This is a genomic window from Pseudomonas sp. FDAARGOS_380, from assembly GCF_002591235.1.
GTDB classification, from domain to species: domain Bacteria; phylum Pseudomonadota; class Gammaproteobacteria; order Pseudomonadales; family Pseudomonadaceae; genus Aquipseudomonas; species Aquipseudomonas salmasensis.
This window is the reverse complement of record NZ_CP023969.1, coordinates 1589785-1608725: the sequence shown is the minus strand read 5'-3', so window position 1 is coordinate 1608725 and position 18941 is coordinate 1589785. Positions and strand designations below refer to the sequence as shown.

Genomic DNA, 18941 nt, shown 5'->3' with positions numbered 1-18941 from the left:
GGGTGAGGCCCGCTGACGCCTCGCCCGACAAAGCTCGCGTTTGCTCATGGGGATTCCAAGAATGAAAAACCCTTATGCTCCCGCTTTCTGGTGCGTGCTCTTTGCACTGGTGTTGTTATCGGCCGCGTATTTTTATGGCGTCATGCTCGCCCATCAACTCGACAAGGCCATGGTGTTCCTCGACAGCGCCTGCCTGGTGATCGGCACCTTGTCCATCGGCGTGGTGGCCTGGGCGTCGTATCAAAACCAGCGGGTGAAGAAAAAACTCCTCGAACAGGGCAAGACCCGCGTGGCGATCTGGGACACCAAGGTTGCCCTGCGCCGCGTCGAAACCGTGTTCGACCGCTATTTCTGGGGCAGTTACTGGCAGCCGGGGCGCACGTTCCAGGAAGTCATGGGCGACCTCACTGGCACACCCCTGGAAAAAAGCCTCGAAGTCCTGAAAAAACAATGCGTGCTGCTGGATCGGCAGGTTGCCGACGGTAGGCATTGGCTGGATAACGCGCGGGAATTGTCCGACGTGGCCACGCAAATGGCCCGCGAGCGTTACCAGCTGGATTTTTGCGACCCCAAGGCCGACACCCCCGGCAATGCCGTGATACACCGCGAGTTCGAGGTGCTGGTGTACACCTGGACCGCACGCTTGAAGAGTTTTGATCACCAATTGGATGAAGTCGAACAAGAGTACTCCTGAACTCCTGCTGAACTGATCCCTCTGAAAGGCTGGGCCGTTTACGCCCGCCAGTGCTAATCTTCCCCAGCCTTTGGCCTCTCGGGCCACGACTGTAGGAGCGAGCTTGCTCGCGAAAGACGCCAACGATAACGCGTGCATCCTGGATGAACGCGGTGCCCCTGCGGTCTTCGCCAGCACGCTCGCTCCTACAGGAACCCCTATAGGGTTCAAGGAAGACAGCCCACTTCTCACAGGATTTGATCAGGTCACTTCATGAATAAGCCAGCCGTTGTTTTCTTGGGTTTTGTTGTCGCCGTCGGCGCCGTCAGTGCGGGCGGTGCCTGGTACACCGGTAAACAACTGGAGCCGGTCCTGCAAACCGCTATCCAGAGCGCCAATAAAGAACTGCAGACCTCCATGGCCGGCGTCGATGGCAGCGTGACCCTGGAGCTGGTGTCCCTGGACCGTGGCGTGTTCAGCAGCACCGCGCACTATCGCCTCAAAGGCCAAGGCAGCGTGTTCGGCGAAGATAACCCGAACCCTGAATTGCTGTTCGTCGACCATATCGAACACGGCCCGCTGCCGTTCTCGCGCCTGGTGACCCTCAAGTGGTTGCCGGTCATGGCCACCAGTCACTACGAACTGGAAAAGAACCCCACCACCGAAAAATGGTTTGCCGCCAGCAAAGACGTATCGCCCCTCAAAGGCGTGGCGAATATCGGCTATAGCCGTTCGGTCAGCGGCAACATCGAATTGCTGCCCCTGGAATTCAAAGAGGCCACCTCCTCGGTGAGCTTCTCCGGCGCCAACCTCAACTTCGACAGCAGCGCCGAAGGCCAGAAGGTCAAGGCCGAAGGCTTCATGAACAGCCTTAAAGTCGCCGCAGTGGACGCCGAAGGCGCACCGTTCGAAGCAGAACTGGCCGGCTTGACCGTGGCCAGCAACCTGGAAAAAACCACCTTCGGTTTCTACACCGGCCAGAACACCGTGGAGCTGACCGACACCAAGGTCACCTTCGGCCCGCAAAAAGCCGTGCTGACCCTCAAGGGTTTCGAGCAGAAAGACTCCAGCGAGACCAAGGACAACAACCTGGCTGGCCGCGTCGACTACAAGATCGACGAGATCGGCTACCAGGGCAAAGCGGTAGGTTCGGCCGCCATGGCCGTGAGCATGAAGAACGTCGACATTCCGGCGATGCTGGTGCTGACCAAGCTCTACCAGGACAAAATGCAACCGGTGCAAGCCGCCGCCGCTGCCGGCCAACCGGTGCCGGAGCTGCAAATGACCGAAGCCGAGCAAGCCCTGGCCGAAGCCAACGTCAACCAGTTGCTGGCCGCCAAGCCGCAACTGGCCGTCGAAAACCTGTCGCTCAAAACCACCCGTGGCGAAAGCAAGTTCAACCTGGTGGTGGACCTGACCAAGCCAACGTCGATGGAACTGCCGCCGGTTGAACTGGGCAAGCAAATGGTCTCGCTGCTGGATGCCAACCTCACCCTGTCCAAGCCGATGATCAGCGACGTGGCGGCCCTGCAAGCCCAGGTGGGCGGCGTGACCGACCCGCAAGCCATCGAACAGCAATCGCAGATGGCGGCCGAGATGGTCAGCAGCATGGCGGTTGGCACCCAAATGGCGACCCTGGTGGGCACCGATATAGTTTCCAAGCTGCACTACGCCAACAACGAAGTGACCTTCAACGGCCAGAAGATGACCGTTGAGCAGTTCCTCAGCTTCGTGATGTCCAAAGCCGGTGCGGTCAGCGGCGCCCAATAAACCTCAAATGCAGTAAAAAAATGTGGGAGCTGGCTTGTGTGGGAGCTGGCTTGCCTGCGATAGCATCGCCTCGGTCTGGCTGAATAACCGAGGTGCCTGCATCGCGGGCAAGCCCGGCTCCCACCCAAATCTTGCTCCCACATTTGTTTTTTGTGAGGGGCAAAACACCGCGCTCGCACAATTCTGAATAAATGTTTTGATTTGAGCTTTTCTGAACCGCACTCGGTGATAGTGCATCCAGGAAAGCTAGGTCGGGTCACGAGACGCCGACACCCTGATGCGTTTCGCTCAGGATCACCTATCGTTAAGGCTTTCCGTGTGTAAGGAAGCTCACGATATGCTGCGAAACCACCCCTACAGTGCCTCCGGCCGGTTGCGTCTGCTTATCGGGGCCGCCCTGTGCAGCCAATTGCTGGTTCCAGGCCTTGCGTTTGCCGACCCAGCCTACGACGCCCTGATCATCCAGGCCCGCAACGGCCACTTCACGCCAGCGCTGACCCAACTGCGCCAACTCTCCGCCGAACGCCAGACCCCAGGACAGGTCAGTGACCACCTGGTGATCGCCGGCTGGGCCGGGCAAGACGCTGAAGTGCTCAAGGTGTACGAAGCGCAAGGCAAGCATCGCAACCTCACCACCCAGGCACTCGCCACGGTGGCGCGCACTTATCGCAATCAAAAGCAGTGGGCTCAGGCCGAAGCGGTCTATCGCCAGGCGTTGCTGCGTGAACCCAATAACGTCGACCTGCAACTGGGCCAGGCCCTCACCCAGGCCGATGGCGGCAAAGCCAACGAGGCGGTGCAACGCCTGCGCACGCTGGTGGCGGTCCAACCCAATGACCCCAACCGCCGCATGGCCCTGGGCTATGCGCTGACACGCGCTGGCCTGAACTACGACGCGCTGTTCGAGTTTGACCAAGCCTTTATCCGCGCCGGTGACAAACCCGAAGTGGCCCGCGAATACATCGTCGCGCTGCAAAAGGCGCGGCTGCCGGAGCCGGCACTGCGCCTCTCAGCCAAGCGCCCGGGGTTAGTGGACGCCGTCACCCAGCGCCGCCTCGAAGGTGACCTTGCAGCCGAGCGTGTGCGCATGGCCGAGTTCGCCACGCGCAGCGAAAAGGAACGCTACGTCATTGCTGACCGTGCCCTGCAGGACTACGACAAACTGATCAGCCGCTGGGCCCCGGACGCCACAGCCAAGGACGATGTCGTTCGCTGGCGCATCGACCGCCTGGGCGCGCTCAAGGCGCGAGCACGGCATGCCGAGGTGATCCGCGATTACCAAACCCTCACCAGCGAAGGCGTGCAACTGCCCACCTACGCGTTGCGTTGGGTCGCAGGCTCTTACCTGGAACAGCGCCAGCCGGAAAAAGCCGAGCCGCTGTACCGCCAGGTACTCACCGCCCCCGACACCGACGCCAGCTATCGGGTCGATGACAGCACGGCGCTGTTCTACGCCTTGTTGGAAAGCGACAAGGTCGACGAGGCTCGCCAGGTCGCCAACAACCTGGCCAAGGAGCAAAACCCCCGCGTTGAACTCAAGGGCTTGCCCATTGGCAACCCCAATGACAACTGGATGGACGCCCAACAATTATCCGCCCAGGCCGGTACCTATGGCGGTGACCTGCCCGGCAGCGAAGCCAGCCTGGAAGCGCTGGTGGCCAAGGCCCCCGGCAACGTTGGCCTGCGTCTGGCCCAGGCCGACATGTACCGCGCCCGCGACTGGCCGCGCCGCGCCGAAGGCACGCTCAAGGAAACCGAAACCCAGGCCCCCCGCGACATCGGCCTGGAAGTCTCCCAAGCCTATACCGCCATGGACTTGCAAGAGTGGCGGCAGATGGACACGCTCACCGACGACGTGCTCGCCCGCAACCCGGACAACCGTCAGGTGCAACGCTTGAGCCGCCTGCGCGATGTGCACGACATGGCCGAGCTGCGTGTCGAGGCCTACACCGGCAAAAGCTACGGTGGCGGCAATAACAACGACGCCGGCGCCGTCTCCGGCAGCCGAGACTGGGGCATCGAAAGCGTGATCTACACGCCGCCCATCGACGAAGACTGGCGCCTGTTCGCCGGCGCCGGCTATGCCACCGCCGACTTCCAGGAAGGCACTGGCCAACATCGCTGGCAGCGCGTGGGCGTGGAGCGTCGCACCCGCGACATGACTATCGAAGCCGAAGTGTCCAACCACTCCTATGGCGACGGCTCCAAGCAAGGCGCCAGCGTGTCGATTGCCCGCGACATCAACGACCACTGGCAATACGGCGGCAGCCTCGGCTATTTGCTCAGCACCACGCCGTTGCGGGCCTTGAATGACGGCGTCACAGCCAACGGCGGCAGCGGTTTTATCCGCTGGCGCGCCAACGAAAGCCGCGAGTGGAAGCTGACCCTCAGCCCGTCCCATTTCAGCGATGGCAACGACCGCTTCGAAGCCTTGCTCACCGGCCGCGAGGGCCTCTACAGCTCGCCCCATGTGCAAGTGGACCTGGGCCTGGAAGTGGGTGCCAGCCGCAACAGCAAGGAAGACACCGTGTACTTCAACCCGAAGTCGGACTTCACGGTGTTGCCCATGATCAACGTCAATCACGTGCTCTATCACCGCTACGAAACCCAGTGGAGTCAGCAGTTCCAAATCGGCGCGGGTACCTACAGCCAGCGTGACTATTCCACCGGCGGTATCGGCCTGATTGGCTACGGCCAACGCTATCGCTGGAACGACGTACTGGAAATGGGCGCCAACCTCAGCCTGATCAGCCGACCTTATGACGGTGATCGCGAACGCGATCTGCGCCTGCTCGTCGACCTCACTTACCGTTTCTAAAAGAGCCTGACCATGACCGTCCTCAGCCGTTGCTTGTTGGTCCTGGGTGTAATGCTGGCCGCCGCCTGCGCCCAACAACCCGCGCCCTACACCCCACCCGCCGAACGGCCGATAGCGCCCAACGAAGCGCCGTGGCCGAAGAACCACTTTTTGGGCATTGCCTATCACGACGTGGAAGATCGCGACCCCGATCAAGCCGTGGTGGCGGTGCGCACCGAGCGTTTGATCGAGCAGTTGGCGTGGCTGCGGGAGAATGGCTACCAGGCGGTCAGCGTCGATCAGATTCTGGCGGCCCGGCGCGGCGGCCCGGCATTGCCACCCAAGGCGGTGATGCTCAGCTTCGATGACGGTTATTCCAGCTTCTACACCCGCGTGATGCCGATTCTGCGTGCTTATCACTGGCCGGCTCTGTTGGCTCCGGTGGGCTCCTGGATCGACACGCCGTTGAACCAACCGGTGGACTTTGCCGGTACACCACGACCACGCGGAGAATTCCTGACGTGGCAGCAGATTCGCGAAGTGTCCCAGTCGGGCCTGGTGGAAATTGCCGCCCACACCGACGCCAACCACAAGGGCATCCTCGCCAACCCCCAGGGCAACCTGGAACCGGCCGCCACCACGCGAAGCTTTGACCCCAAGACCAACGGCTACGAAAGCGAAGCGCAGTTCCAGGCGCGCATGCGGGCTGACGTCGCCGCGATTTCGAACAAAATTCGAACCGTCACCGGCAAGGCGCCGCGTGTGTGGGTGTGGCCGTACGGGGCCGCCGATGGCACCTCGTTGGCGGTGGTCGGCGAGCACGGCTATGAAATGGCGTTGACCCTGGAGGATGGGCTCGACGACCTCGGCAACCTGATGAACAGCCCACGCTTTCTGGTGGCCTCCGACCCGGACGGCGAGCATTTTGCCAACAGCATGGTGGCTGTGCAGGCCAAGGCGCCGATGCGCGTGCTGCACGTAGACCTGGACAACGTGTACGACCCCGACCCAGCCCAACAGGCGCGCAACCTCGACGTGTTGGTTCAGCGCGTGGTGGACATGGGCGCCGGCACCGTCTTCCTGCAAGCCTTTGCCGACCCCAAGGGCGACGGCCTGGTGCATTCGCTGTACTTCCCCAACCGCCACCTGCCGATGCGGGCCGACCTGTTCAACCGGGTCGCCTGGCAGTTGCACACCCGCGCCCATGCCAGTGTGTACGCCTGGATGCCGGTGCTGAGTTTCGCCCTGGACCCCAAGTTGCCGCGTGTCACCCGCTGGGACCCGCAAACCGGCCAGGTCGGCCCCGACCCGGATCAATACAAGCGCCTGTCGCCGTTTGATCCCAAGGTGCGGCAGATCATCGGTGAGATCTACCAAGACCTGGCGCGTGTAGGGCCGATTGACGGCATCCTTTACCACGATGACGCGGTGTTCAACGACTTTGAAGACGCCAGCCCCGCCGCGCTCAAGGCCTACGCCGCCCAAGGCTTGCCGGACAGCATCGCCGCCCTGCGGGCCGACCCTGCCGTGATGCAGCGCTGGACCCGTTTCAAAAGCCGCTACCTGATCGACTTTACCCATGAGCTCACCGCCAAGGTCCGCGCCATCCGTGGCCCGCAGGTGCTGACGGCGCGCAATATCTTCGCCGAGCCCATGCTCAACCCTGGCAGCGAAACCTGGTTCGCGCAGAACCTCGATGACTTCCTCCAGGCCTACGACTGGACCGCGCCGATGGCCATGCCGTTGATGGAAGGCCAGGAAGTGAAAACCTCCAACGCCTGGCTGGAAAAACTCATCGCCACGGTCAAGACGCGCCCTGGCGCGATGGAAAAAACCATCTTTGAATTGCAAGCCAAAGACTGGCGCACCCAAGCCGCACCGGATATCAGCGCTGAGCAATTGGCAGAGTGGATGGGTGTACTCAAACGCCAGGGCGTCACCAGTTTCGGCTACTACCCGGACAACTTCCTGGAAAACTCCCCGGACTTGAAGACCATCCGTCCGGCCCTCTCCAACCAATGGAACCCTTGATCATGGTTGACAGAATCCTGGCTCTATTCGTGTTGGCACTGGTTCTGGGCTTGCCCCTGGGCCTGATATTCCTGGTGACCGGGCAGTTCCTGATGGACTTCGTGTTCTTCTACCCGTTGTTCATGTCGGCGCTGTGGATCGCCGGTGGCCTGTATTTCTGGCTGCACTGGGAACGCCACTGGCCCTGGGAAGAAGACACGCCGGCGCCGACCCTGGCCGGCGAGCCGCTGATCTCGATCATCATCCCTTGCTACAACGAGGGCGATAACGTCGCCGACACCATTGATGCGGCCCTCGGCCAGGTGTACCCGAACATCGAAGTGATCGCCGTCAACGATGGCTCCAGCGACAACACCGCCGCAGTACTCGATGCCCTGGCGTTGCAACACCCGCGCTTGCGCGTGCTGCACCTGGCGCAGAACCAGGGCAAGGCCGTGGCCCTGCGCATGGGCGCCGTGGCTGCCCGCAGCGAATACCTGGTGTGCATCGACGGCGATGCTTTGCTGGATAAAAACGCGGCGGCCTATATGGTGGCGCCGATGCTCGACAACCCACGCCTGGGCGCCGTGACCGGCAACCCGCGCATTCGTACCCGCTCGACCCTGATCGGCCGGGTGCAGGTGGGCGAGTTCTCCTCGATCATCGGTTTGATCAAGCGTACCCAGCGGGTGTTCGGCCGGATCTTCACGGTCTCGGGTGTGGTGGTGGCGTTCCGCAAGAAAGCTCTGGACCGCATCGACTACTGGAGCACCGACATGATCACCGAGGACATCGATGTCAGTTGGAAGCTGCAACTCGATCACTGGGCGATCTTCTACGAGCCGCGCGCGCTGTGCTGGATCCTCATGCCCGAAACCGTCGGCGGCCTGTGGAAGCAACGCCTGCGTTGGGCCCAGGGCGGCGCCGAAGTGCTGTTCAAGAACATCCGTGGCATCTGGCAATGGCGCCACCGCTACCTGTGGCCGCTGTTGTTCGAATACTGCCTGTCCACCGGCTGGGCCTTTACCTTCCTGCTGTCGGTGATCTTCTGGGCCGTGGGTAAATTCGTCACGCTGCCGGCGGCGATCACCGTGAGCTCGTTGGTGCCGCCCGCGTTCACCGGCCTGGTGCTGGCGATGGTGTGCCTGCTGCAGTTTGCGGTGAGCATCCTGATCGACCGGCGCTACGAAAAAGACCTGTGGAAAACCCTGTTCTGGACCGTGTGGTACCCGATGGTGTTCTGGCTGGTGAGCCTGCTCACTACTCTGGTCAGCTTTCCCAAGGTGTTGTTCAACCAACACCAGAAACGCGCCCGCTGGGTCAGCCCGGACCGCGGTATCAAACCTGCACAAGAGGAGGCGTGACTATGAAACTGGTCAGAACTCGCCAAAACACACTGATGTGGATCGTCGATGTGCTGCTGACCCTGCTGGCCTGGGGTGGGTTGATCTGGCTGCTGGCGCGAGGCATCAGCGCCATGCTTGAAACCCACGGTGGCCCACGCATTGAGGCGCCTATCTTTGCTGCGCTCAACACCTTGCAGGTTTACCTGTGGATCGCGCTGTTCAACGCGGTGATCCTGATCAGTTGGGCGCGCTATCAGCAGCATCGCGGGCGCAAATTCGCCCAGCGCCGCGCCGAGGCCAATGCGCTGAGCGACCAGCACCTGAGTAAAAGTTTCAACTTGGGCGATGGCGACCTCGAACAACTGCGCCGCCCCGGCGTGCTGGTCATCCACAACGACGAAGAAGGCGGCGTCGAAGAAGTGAAATCCCACGTCTCCCGCGACGTCGAACGCCCCGGCCTGACCCTGGTGCCCGACAAAGACAAGGGCATTATGTAGGAGCGAGCTTGCTCGCGAAAAACGCCAACGATAACGCGGGCATCCTGATTAAACACGGCGCCTGTGAGTTTTTCGCGAGCGAGCTCGCTCCTACAGAATGGCGCGAGTGCTCCCCACTGGGTTCAACGCACGCGTCGCAATTCCGATAAATGGGATCCAATTCACAAAACCCCCGCGAACTTTTCCCCCTTCTCCGGTACTAACCTAACTCGACGAACACCTGATGGCTAAGTAATGGCAGTCGGAAAGTCATTCGTCGAATCGCCATCAAAACAGTTGCCGCTTGTCGGAATAATCACCGCAAGTGCCCGACTTAAACTCTTTTGATGAAAAATTATTATTAATAATCAACAGGTTAGAAAACTAATCAGTCGAGCGGCCCCACTTCGCCCGTTTCTAGGCGAGCTGGAAGTTCGATGTTAGTTTCGCGGCCCTTGATTTTCGATGGATCGAACATGTCTTCGTTATTGCCATGGACCCGGTTACTGCTCTGCACTTTGCTGCTCACTTGCATGGGCCTGAACAGTGCATCCGCCGCCCCCACGCCTGGCGATCAGGACTTGATCCGCGACCGGCAGAACCGCCTGCTTGAAGAGCAACAGCGGCGCCTGCAGGAACTCCAGGACCTGCCCGGCAAAGCGGACAAGCCCCAAGCCCCGGCAACCCCGGCCGACACTCGTTGCTTCCCGATCAAAACCATCGAACTCAAAGGCGCCGACAGCCTGCCGGCGCCCGACCGCGAGCGTTTGCTCAAGCCCTATATCGGCCAATGCCTGGGCGTGTCCCAGCTTAACGACCTGCTCAAAACCATCACCGACTACTACCTCGGCAAAGGCCGCGTCACCAGCCGTGCCTACCTGCCGCAGCAAGACCTCTCCACCGGCCATCTGCAAGTGTTGGTGGTGGAAGGCAAGCTCGAAGCCCTGCGCAGCGCCGAAGGCAGCACGGTGACCGACCGCGAACTGGCCATGGCCTTTCCCGGCAAAGTCGGCGAAGCGCTGAACCTGCGTGAAATCGAGCAACTGGTGGACCAACTCAACCGCCTGCCATCCAAACAAGCGCAGATGGAACTCACCCCCGGCCAGCAAGTGGGCGGCAGCGACGTGGTGGTCAAGAACACCGCGCAAAAGCCCTGGCGCGCCAGCCTGTCGCGCAACAACGACGGGCAGAAAAGCACTGGCGAACAGCAATGGGGCGCTGGCCTGGAGTGGGACAGCCCACTCGGCCTGGGCGACCAACTGATGCTGCGCGGCGGCCACGACGCCATCAGCGACCACCAGAAAACTTCGAAAAACACCATGCTCTACTACAACCTGCCCTGGGGCTGGTGGAACTTCAGCTACACCTACAGCGAAAGCGACTACCGCACCTACGGCGTGACCGACGGCTTCAAATACAAGCAGGACGGCGACAACCAGAACCACCAACTGCGCGCCGAGCGGGTGATCCACCGCGATGACGTCAGCAAGACCTCGGTCAACGTCGGCTTGGCGCACCTGCGCACCAACAACTACATCCTCGACGTGCGCACCGCGCCCAGCAGCAACCGCCTCAGCGAACTGCAACTGGGCGTCAACCACGGTCGGCGCATCGGCAGTGCCTTCGTCAACCTGGACCTAGGCATGCAAAGCGGCATCGGCCTGCTCGACGCCCAGGCCCAAGACGAGCGTGACCCAGCAGGCCGTCGCCAGCCGAACTCGCGCTATCGCAAATACACCGCCACCGTCAGCTACCTGCAACCCTTCAGCCTGTGGGGCGAGTCGTTCAGCTTCAGCAGTTTGGCCACCGGCCAACGCAGTGAAGACCCGCTGTTTTCGCCGCAGCGCATGAGCCTTGGCGGCTCGGCCTCGGTGCGTGGCTTCAAGGACCAATTGCTCACCGGCGACAGCGGCGGCTACTGGCGCAACGAAGTGCGTTGGGCGCGCCCGGTGACCCTCGACTGGATGCGCCCTGCCTTCGCCGAGTACGGCGCCAGTGTCGGCTACGACCAGGGCGTGATCCGCAACGACCGCTACAACGGCAACGTTCATGGCCGGGTGTCCAGCAACTCCCTGGAACTGTTCGCCCGTGGCAAACATGTCAGCACCAGCGTGACCTTTGCCCATTCGTTAGAAAGACCCGGTGTGGTGACCGAGCGCGAAGCGCCGATCTACTTTCGCATGGATTTTTTCCTGTAATTCAACGCCCCGCTGCATGAGAGCCTGACAATGGATGTTCGCCAATTCGCCTTCCTGGCCCGCCAACCTTCTGCCGCCCTGAAGCGCCGGGACGCGTTCTTCGGCCTGCCCAAGCGCGGGCTGGCGTTGATCCTCGCCAACGCATTGTTCTGGCAGCCGCTGCTGGCCCAGGCCGAGGGCATTGTGGTCAGTGCGCCGGGCACCACCGTGGGCGCGGCGGGCAATGGCGTGCCGGTGGTCAACATCGCCACCCCCAATGGCGCGGGCCTGTCCCATAACCAGTTCAAGGACTACAACGTCGGCCCCAACGGTGTGATCCTCAACAATGGCAACGGCGCCATGGTCAACACCCAGCTGGGCGGGATCATTGTCGGCAACCCCAACCTCAAGGGCGGCGCGGCGAACGTCATCCTCAACGAAGTCAACGGCGGCAGCCCCAGCCAGTTGCGCGGCTACACCGAAGTGGCTGGGCAGTCGGCCAAGGTCATCGTGGCCAACCCGTACGGCGTGACGTGCAGCGGTTGCGGCTTTATCAACACCCCCAACGTCACCCTCACCACCGGCAAACCGGTACTCGACGCCAGCGGTCAGTTGCAGCGCTATGAAGTGGATGGCGGCGCCGTGACCATCGACGGCGAAGGCTTGAACGCCAGCAACGTCGAACGCTTCGACATCATCACCCGCTCGGCAAAGATCAACGCACAAATCAACGCCCGCGAACTCAACGTGATCGCCGGGCGCAACGACGTCGATGCGCAAAGCCTGAAAACCACCGCCCGCGCCGATGACGGCAGCGCCAAGCCCGAGCTGGCAATTGACTCCTCGGCCCTGGGCGGCATGTATGCCGGCGCAATCAAGCTGGTGGGCACCGAAGCCGGTGTGGGCGTGAAGCTCGACGGCACCCTGGCCGCCAGTGGCGGCGATATTCAGCTCGACGCCAACGGGCGCCTGAGCATGGCGCAAACGGCGGCCACCGGTAACGTCAAGGTCACCGCGCAAAACGTCGACCTCACCGACAAGGTCTACGCCAACGGCAATGTGCAGGTCACCAGCGCCCAGGCTTTGGTCAACCGCAAGAGCATCGCCGCCGGCCAGCGCATCGAGATCAACGCGGCCAGCGTGAACAACCCCGGCATCATCGAAGCCGGCGTCGCCGCCGATAACAGCCGCAACACCACGGGCGACCTGGTGGTGAACGCGCAAACCGTCACCACCAGCGGCAACCTGTTGGCCAGCCGCGCCCTGGCGATCACTGCCGCGCAAGCGCTGACCAACCAGGGCGCGATCATCCAGGCCAAGACCGTCGAGGTCAGCAGCGCCAAACTCACCAACCAGGGCGCCAGCGCTCGCCTGTTTGGCGAGCAGAGCCTGGCGATCAACTCGCCGGCCATCGTCAACCTCGGCGGCTTGATCCGCTTCGGCGAAGGCCAGGCCGCCACGCTTAACAGCGCCTCCCTGGACAACCGCCAGGGCCGTATCGAAATGGCCGGTGGCAGCCTGGTGCTCACCAGTGCCGACCTGAACAACAGCGGCGGGCAAGTCATCGCCAACGACCTGACCGTCAACGCCGGCAACCTGAACAACCAGAACGGCGTAATGGTGGCCAAGACCGCCACCGTCAATGCCAGCAACCTCGACAACAGCCTCAAGGGCCTGATCCAGGCCGACGGTGGCGCACTCAACCTCGCCGTAACCAACACCTTCAACAACAATCAGGGTTTCGCCCAGGCCAGCACCGATCTGAACGTCACTGCCGGCACCCTCAGCAGCAACGCAGGCGGCGTACTGAGCGCCGACACCGGCAAGCTCACCCTCACCGCCGCACAACAGCTCAACAACGCCCAGGGCCGCTTGCAGGCCGGGCAGGGCGATATCGAACTGCACGCCGCCAACCTGGATAACCAGGGCGGCACCATCGTTGGCAAGCAACTGCTGCTCGACGTGGCTGGCGGCGATATCGACAACCGCGCCGGGCGCGTGTTGGGCGACCACCTCGACGTACGCGCCTCGGGCCTCGACAACCGCAACGCCGGCCTGCTGGCCGGTGGCGCCCAGGGCGTAAGCCTACTGCTCAAAGGCCCGGGCCAGTTGCTCAACGCCCAGGGCCGTATCCAGAGCGAGGGCCTGCTGCAATTGCAAGGCGAGCGCTTGGACAACAGCGCTGGCATCCTGCTGGGCCAGACCGTCGACGTCACCGCGCAAACCCTCACCAACAGCAACAAAGGCGCGCTGGTCAGTGATGGCGGCGACGTGGTGCTCAAGGTCAGCGACCTGCTCACCAACGTCGGCGGCCAGATCGACGCAGGCGAACGCAGCGTGCTGGTCAAGCAACTCACCACCCTCAACAACGACGGCGGCACCCTGCGCGGCAAGCGCCTGGACATCGCCGCCCAGCACCTGAACAACGACAACGGCCAACTGCTGGCCGGCGCCGAAGGCCTGAGCTACAGCGGCCAGGATGTGAGCAACCGCAAGGGCCTGATCCTCAGCGGCGGCGCCCTCACCGAACTGAACACCACCCGCCTGGATAACCAGGGCGGCACCGTGCAGGGCGACAGCCTGAGCGTCACCGCCAACAGCGTCGACAACGCCAGCGGCGGCCTGATGGCCAGCCTGGTCGGCAACCTGCAACTGACCGTAGAAGCCCTGGCCAACCGTGGCGGCAAGCTGTTCGGCAAAGAACAAGTGACCGTCAGCGGCGCCAGCCTCGACAACAGCGCGGGCGGCCAGATCAGCGGCAACCAGCTCAACCTGACCTCACGCGATACGCTCACCAACCAAGGCGGGCTGATCGAAGCCAACCAGGGCCTGACCCTCACCGGCGGCAACCTGGATAACAGCGCCAACGGCCAACTGCGTGCCCTGGGCGGTGCCAGCAGCCGCGTCAACCTCAGCGGTGCGTTGAACAACCAGAACGGCACCCTCGAATTCGGCAGCCAGGCCTTCAGCCTTGACGCGGCCAGCTTCAACAACCAGAACGGGATGCTGCAACACGCCGGCACCGGCCTGTTCCACCTCAACACCGCCAGCCTCGCAGGCAGCCAGGGCAATATCCAGGGCATGGGCAGCGCCGACTGGGCATTCGGCAAGGTCGACGGCCTGGGCCGTGTGCAACTCAACGACGTGCTCACCTACAAGAGCGACCAAGGGCTGGCCTTCAAGGCCGGCGACCGCATGGCCAGCGCCAAGGGCTTGGTCCTCAACGTGGCCAGCCTGGACAACGGCGGCGAACTGCTCAGCGACGGTGACATCAGCATCACCACCGGCGATATCACCAACAGCGGCCGCGTCTCGGCCCTGCAAACACTCACCGTCGCCGCCAACAACCTCAGCCAGAACGGCGGCCGCCTGGCCGCAACCAATGCGCGCCTGACCCTGGGCGGCACCCTGGACAACCTCGGTTTCCTCACCGCCCGCCAACAACTGGACATCGCCGCCGCGCAAATCAACAACCGTGGCACCCTCGGTGCCCAGGGTGCAGTGAACCTCACCGCAGTCAACGGCATCACCAATGCCGCCGACACTCTGCTGTTCAGCGGCGGCGACATGACCTTGCGCAGCAATGGTTTCAGCAACAGCTATGGCGATGTCTACAGCAAAGGCAACCTGAGCTTCGCCGCTCGCGATGGCGGGCGTGCCGTGCTGTTCAGCAACCGCTCCGGCACCGTGGAAAGTGAAGGCTCGATCGGCATCAATGCAGGCTTTATCGAAAACGCCAAAGACGCATTCGAACTTGGGCAAACGCTGACCACCGGCAGCTTGAGTTGGATCTGTGGCCAGCACTGCGGCGAGAGCGACAACTGGGAACGCGGCGAGATCACCATCTACGAAACGTACCTTGAGGCAGCGACCAAGGACTCGGCAGCGGCACGCCTGGTGGCAGGCAAAAACATGCTGCTGCAAGGCGACACGGTGCAGAACCGCTACAGCCTGATGGCCGCCAATGGCGACCTGAGCATCACCGCCGGTGACCTGCTCAACCAGGGCGCCGCCACCCGCACGGGCCAGCGCAAGCTTGTCATCGGCACGCCAGGTCACGTCTCCGACGATTTGTTTGAACGCATGCAATATGTCGACGTGCCCGCGTTCAATGCGGCCACGGCGGCTGGGAATTTCGACAAGGCGCGCTTCGAAGAACTCAAAAGCCGCTCACCCAATAGCCTGCCGTTCGCCTACGCAAGTGACGTCACCACCTGGACCAACAACAGCGGCCCCGGCTACGACGCCACCCTGCAAGCGGGCGGCACGGTCAACCTCAACGTCGCCCGCACCCTGCAAAACGGCACGCTGCACAACAACACCCTGGCGCAGTTGACCGGCACCCTCGGCGACGACCAGACCGGCATCCCCGTTGGCGGCATCAACATCAACCTGAGCAAACACGCCAACGACCCGAGCGCCCAGGCGCCCGGCAGCGTATTGCCCGTGGTAGGCGTGGCCCCTGGCGGCGGCTTCGTGCCCGTGGACTACACCGGCACCGCCTTCGCCCCGGTCGACCCCACCACCTCGCCCACCTTCCAACTGCCCAAGGGCGAGTACGGCCTGTTCGTCAAAAACGCCGACCCTACCAGCCACTACCTGATCGAGACCAACCCCGAGTTCACCTCGGTGTCGGGCTTCTTCAGCTCCGACTACATGCTCGGCAAACTCGGTTTCACCGCCGACAACGCCTGGCGCCGCCTCGGTGACGGCCAGTACGAAACCCGCCTGATCCGCGACGCCGTCCTCGCGCAAACCGGCCAACGCTTCCTCGCCGGCGGCCTGTACAGCGACGCCGACCAGTTCCGCTACCTGATGGACAACGGCCTCGCCAGCAAAGACGCCCTGCGCCTGAGCCTGGGCGTGGCCCTCACCGACCAGCAAGTCGGCGCCCTGACCCACGACATCGTGTGGATGGAAAACCGCGTCATCGACGGCCAGACCGTCCTCGTACCGGTGCTATACCTGGCCCAGGCCGACTCGCGCAACGTGCGCGGCAACAGCCTCATCCAAGGCCGCGACCTCAACCTGGTCACCGGCGGCGACCTGATCAACGTCGGCACCCTGCGCGCCAGCAACAACCTCTCCGCCATCAGCAGCGGCAGTATCTACACCGGCGGCCTGGTCGAAGCCGGCAACAACCTCAACCTGCTGGCCCAGGACAGCATCCGCAACGCCATGGCCGGCGAAATCCGCGGCAAGCAAGTCAGCCTTACGGCCCTCAAAGGCGACATCACCAACGAGACCACCGCCATCCAGGTGCGTGACGGCGCCGGCATGCGCACCCTCACCGACACCAGCGCCGGCACCATCGTCGCCCGCGAAAACCTCGCCATCGACGCTGGCCGCGACCTCAACAACCGCGGCGCCCTTACCGCTGGTAACGACGCCAATCTCACCGCCGGCCGCGACCTGAACCTCATCGCCGCCAGCGACACCAGCGTCAAACACGAGAGCCGCGACGGCGGCGAGAAATCCACCATCACCACCGACGTCAAAAACCTCGCCGCCAGCGTCACGGCGGGCGGCAACCTCAACATGCAGGCCGGGCAAGACGTCAACATCATTGGCAGCAATGCCACGGCGGGTAAGGACATCAACATCCAGACTGCTCGCGATTTCAACGTTGCGTCCGTTGGGGAGACGCATAAGGTTGAGGGCAGAGAAAAGGACGGGAAGAAACGCATCAAAACGTCGGACGAGCAGGTAACGCAGGAGGCTAGTGTATTGACGGCAGGCAGGGACTTCACCAGTCAGGCCGGGCGTGACACGACACTGGTGGCGAGCAAAATCAGCGCCGGAAATGAGGCGTACCTGTACAGCGACCGTCGGCTGGGTCTGTTGGCTGGGCAAAATAGCGCCTACACCCTCTATGACATGAAAAAGAACAGTGGTTGGGGCAATAAACAGACCCGTCGTGATGAGGTGACGTAGGTTACGCACGTTGGTACTCAAATCACAGCCGGTGGCGACATAGGCTTGATAAGCGGCAGCGACCAGTTATACCAGCGCGCCAATATAAGCAGCGGCAAGGATGTCAACATCCTGAGTGGTGGATCGGTGACATTCGAGGCGGTAAAAGACCTGCACCAAGAAAGTCACACCAAAAGCAAGAACGATTTGGCCTGGACGAGTTCTTCCGGGCGAGGAAGCACTGATGAAACTCTCCGCCAGACTCAGGTTGTTGCACAGGGCAAGTTCGCGATCCAAGCTGTCAATGGCCTGAAGGTGGACCTCAACCATATCGATCAAAAAACTGTTGCTCAAACCATTGATGTAATGGTCCAAGCGGACCCGCAGTTGGCTTGGTTGAAGGACGCCGAGAAGCGTGGTGATGTTGATTGGCGTCAGGTTCAGGAGGTCCACGATTCCTTCAAGTACAGCCACTCGGGCCTCGGGCAGGGCGCGATGCTGGCTATCATTATCGTCGTGACGGCACTGACGGCAGGCGCAGCAAGCGGTCCACTAGGCGCAGCGGCGGGCGCCAGTGCGGGCTCCGGTACAGCCATGGCGGCGGCTGGTAGTTCGGCGATGGTGACGGCGGGCACAGCGACGGGCGTGGCCGCAGCAGGTTGGGGCAACGTCATGGTCACAACCGCGCTTTCTTCAATGGCCGGCACTGCAGCTGCCAGCACAATCAATAACAAGGGCAACCTTGGGAAGGTATTGGAAGATGTAACCAGTGCTGATGCATTGAAAGGCTATGCAACGGGAGCGGCAATTGCAGGTTTTGGTGCGGCATTTACCAATGGCTGGGGACGTGAGTTGACTTCCGACGGTAACTACAAAACGGTGAGCTACGCTGAGCGAGTCAAGGCCTATACAGCGAATACTACGTTGAAAGGTGTGCTGAGCGGTTCAGATAAAAAGTCGTGGCTGACGATTGCGGGTACCGGAGCGATGACGGAGGTCTATGAGTTCTCTGCTGGTCGCGGGCCTGATGTCCGGCCAGGAGTCGATAGGGACACAGGGCCAGCATATGAGGCTGGAGCCGACGGTTTCGTTCCGAGGCAGTACACAGACGATGTGATGCGAGAAGGGAAGAATATTGGTTTAAATAAAGCCATTGAGTGTGAAAGCTTCTATGCGGTATGCCATGGGACCCCCATCAGCAATATGCTCAATCAAATACCTGGGTTTAATGCGTTTGCCACGCTGCATGATGGATGGATGATTGACCTTGAAGCTTATAAAGCCGCGCCAATGTCATTGTTTGAAAATTTGGGCAGTATGCCTCCAGCTCTAATGACTAATTACGGTGCTTTATATGACAAGTATCGGCCACAAATAGAATCGGAGAGAAAGCGTGAGCAAAATTAGCGTAATAATGGTAGTTGTATTTCTGATTGCGGGTTGCGCGCCGTCACGGTCTGCGTGGGTATCCAGTAAAGATGGATGGGTAGGTACCACGTTTGAATCTCACGTATACAGCATTTGCTCGCGCACGCCCCATACATGTACTGAGCCATTTTGGTCCCCCGCTAACAAAGAAAAAACGTTCGATAGGGTAGTAAAAGAAAGCAGCGGGACGCGCTACTACATAACCTGGATTAGGAATTGTCGCTATTCGGTGCTTGTGTCTCCGGAAAGTAGGATAGTGTCATGGAAGTATGAAACTAATAACTTAGAAAGTTGCTATTTGTTTTAGGGTGATATATAAAGAAAAAGGGCGAATTTATTTAGGCTGGAGTT

7 protein-coding genes and 1 pseudogene are annotated in these 18941 nt (G+C 61.7%); all 8 read left to right on the top strand.

Annotated elements, in window-relative coordinates; translation table 11 throughout:
- Positions 1-61: 61 nt before the first annotated feature.
- Positions 62-694, top strand: a complete 633-nt coding sequence (locus CRN80_RS07635) for a hypothetical protein (RefSeq protein ID WP_019819550.1) — start codon at positions 62-64, stop codon at positions 692-694.
- Between the two features lie 252 nt (positions 695-946).
- Positions 947-2443 (top strand): YdgA family protein, encoded by a 1497-nt coding sequence (locus tag CRN80_RS07630; RefSeq protein WP_098949889.1) that lies wholly within the window; start codon positions 947-949, stop codon positions 2441-2443.
- A gap of 337 nt (positions 2444-2780) precedes the next feature.
- Complete coding sequence (gene pgaA, locus CRN80_RS07625) at positions 2781-5261, top strand: poly-beta-1,6 N-acetyl-D-glucosamine export porin PgaA (RefSeq protein ID WP_098949888.1); 2481 nt, start codon at positions 2781-2783, stop codon at positions 5259-5261.
- A gap of 12 nt (positions 5262-5273) precedes the next feature.
- A complete protein-coding gene (gene pgaB, locus CRN80_RS07620) occupies positions 5274-7271 on the top strand; it encodes a poly-beta-1,6-N-acetyl-D-glucosamine N-deacetylase PgaB (protein ID WP_098949887.1) in 1998 nt (665 codons plus the stop codon).
- A 2-nt stretch (positions 7272-7273) separates the two neighbouring features.
- Positions 7274-8614: a poly-beta-1,6-N-acetyl-D-glucosamine synthase gene (gene pgaC, locus CRN80_RS07615; protein ID WP_014716391.1), complete on the top strand. Its 1341-nt coding sequence runs from the start codon at positions 7274-7276 to the stop codon at positions 8612-8614.
- 2 nt (positions 8615-8616) lie between these two features.
- Positions 8617-9093, top strand: coding sequence for a poly-beta-1,6-N-acetyl-D-glucosamine biosynthesis protein PgaD (pgaD, locus tag CRN80_RS07610; RefSeq protein WP_032894220.1), 477 nt, complete (start codon positions 8617-8619; stop codon positions 9091-9093).
- Positions 9094-9548: 455 nt separating this feature from the next.
- Positions 9549-11270: a ShlB/FhaC/HecB family hemolysin secretion/activation protein gene (locus tag CRN80_RS07605; protein ID WP_098949886.1), complete on the top strand. Its 1722-nt coding sequence runs from the start codon at positions 9549-9551 to the stop codon at positions 11268-11270.
- Between the two features lie 30 nt (positions 11271-11300).
- A pseudogene (locus CRN80_RS07600) lies at positions 11301-18569 on the top strand (filamentous hemagglutinin N-terminal domain-containing protein).
- The last annotated feature ends 372 nt before the right edge of the window (positions 18570-18941 follow it).

What these genes read in the sequence shown, in the direction of transcription:
- CRN80_RS07635 (WP_019819550.1), top strand. Translation starts at nt 62, where the DNA reads ATGAAAAACCCTTATGCTCCCGCTTTCTGGTGCGTGCTCTTTGCACTG.
- CRN80_RS07630 (WP_098949889.1), top strand. Translation starts at nt 947, where the DNA reads ATGAATAAGCCAGCCGTTGTTTTCTTGGGTTTTGTTGTCGCCGTCGGC.
- pgaA (WP_098949888.1), top strand. Translation starts at nt 2,781, where the DNA reads ATGCTGCGAAACCACCCCTACAGTGCCTCCGGCCGGTTGCGTCTGCTT.
- pgaB (WP_098949887.1), top strand. Translation starts at nt 5,274, where the DNA reads ATGACCGTCCTCAGCCGTTGCTTGTTGGTCCTGGGTGTAATGCTGGCC.
- pgaC (WP_014716391.1), top strand. Translation starts at nt 7,274, where the DNA reads ATGGTTGACAGAATCCTGGCTCTATTCGTGTTGGCACTGGTTCTGGGC.
- pgaD (WP_032894220.1), top strand. Translation starts at nt 8,617, where the DNA reads ATGAAACTGGTCAGAACTCGCCAAAACACACTGATGTGGATCGTCGAT.
- CRN80_RS07605 (WP_098949886.1), top strand. Translation starts at nt 9,549, where the DNA reads ATGTCTTCGTTATTGCCATGGACCCGGTTACTGCTCTGCACTTTGCTG.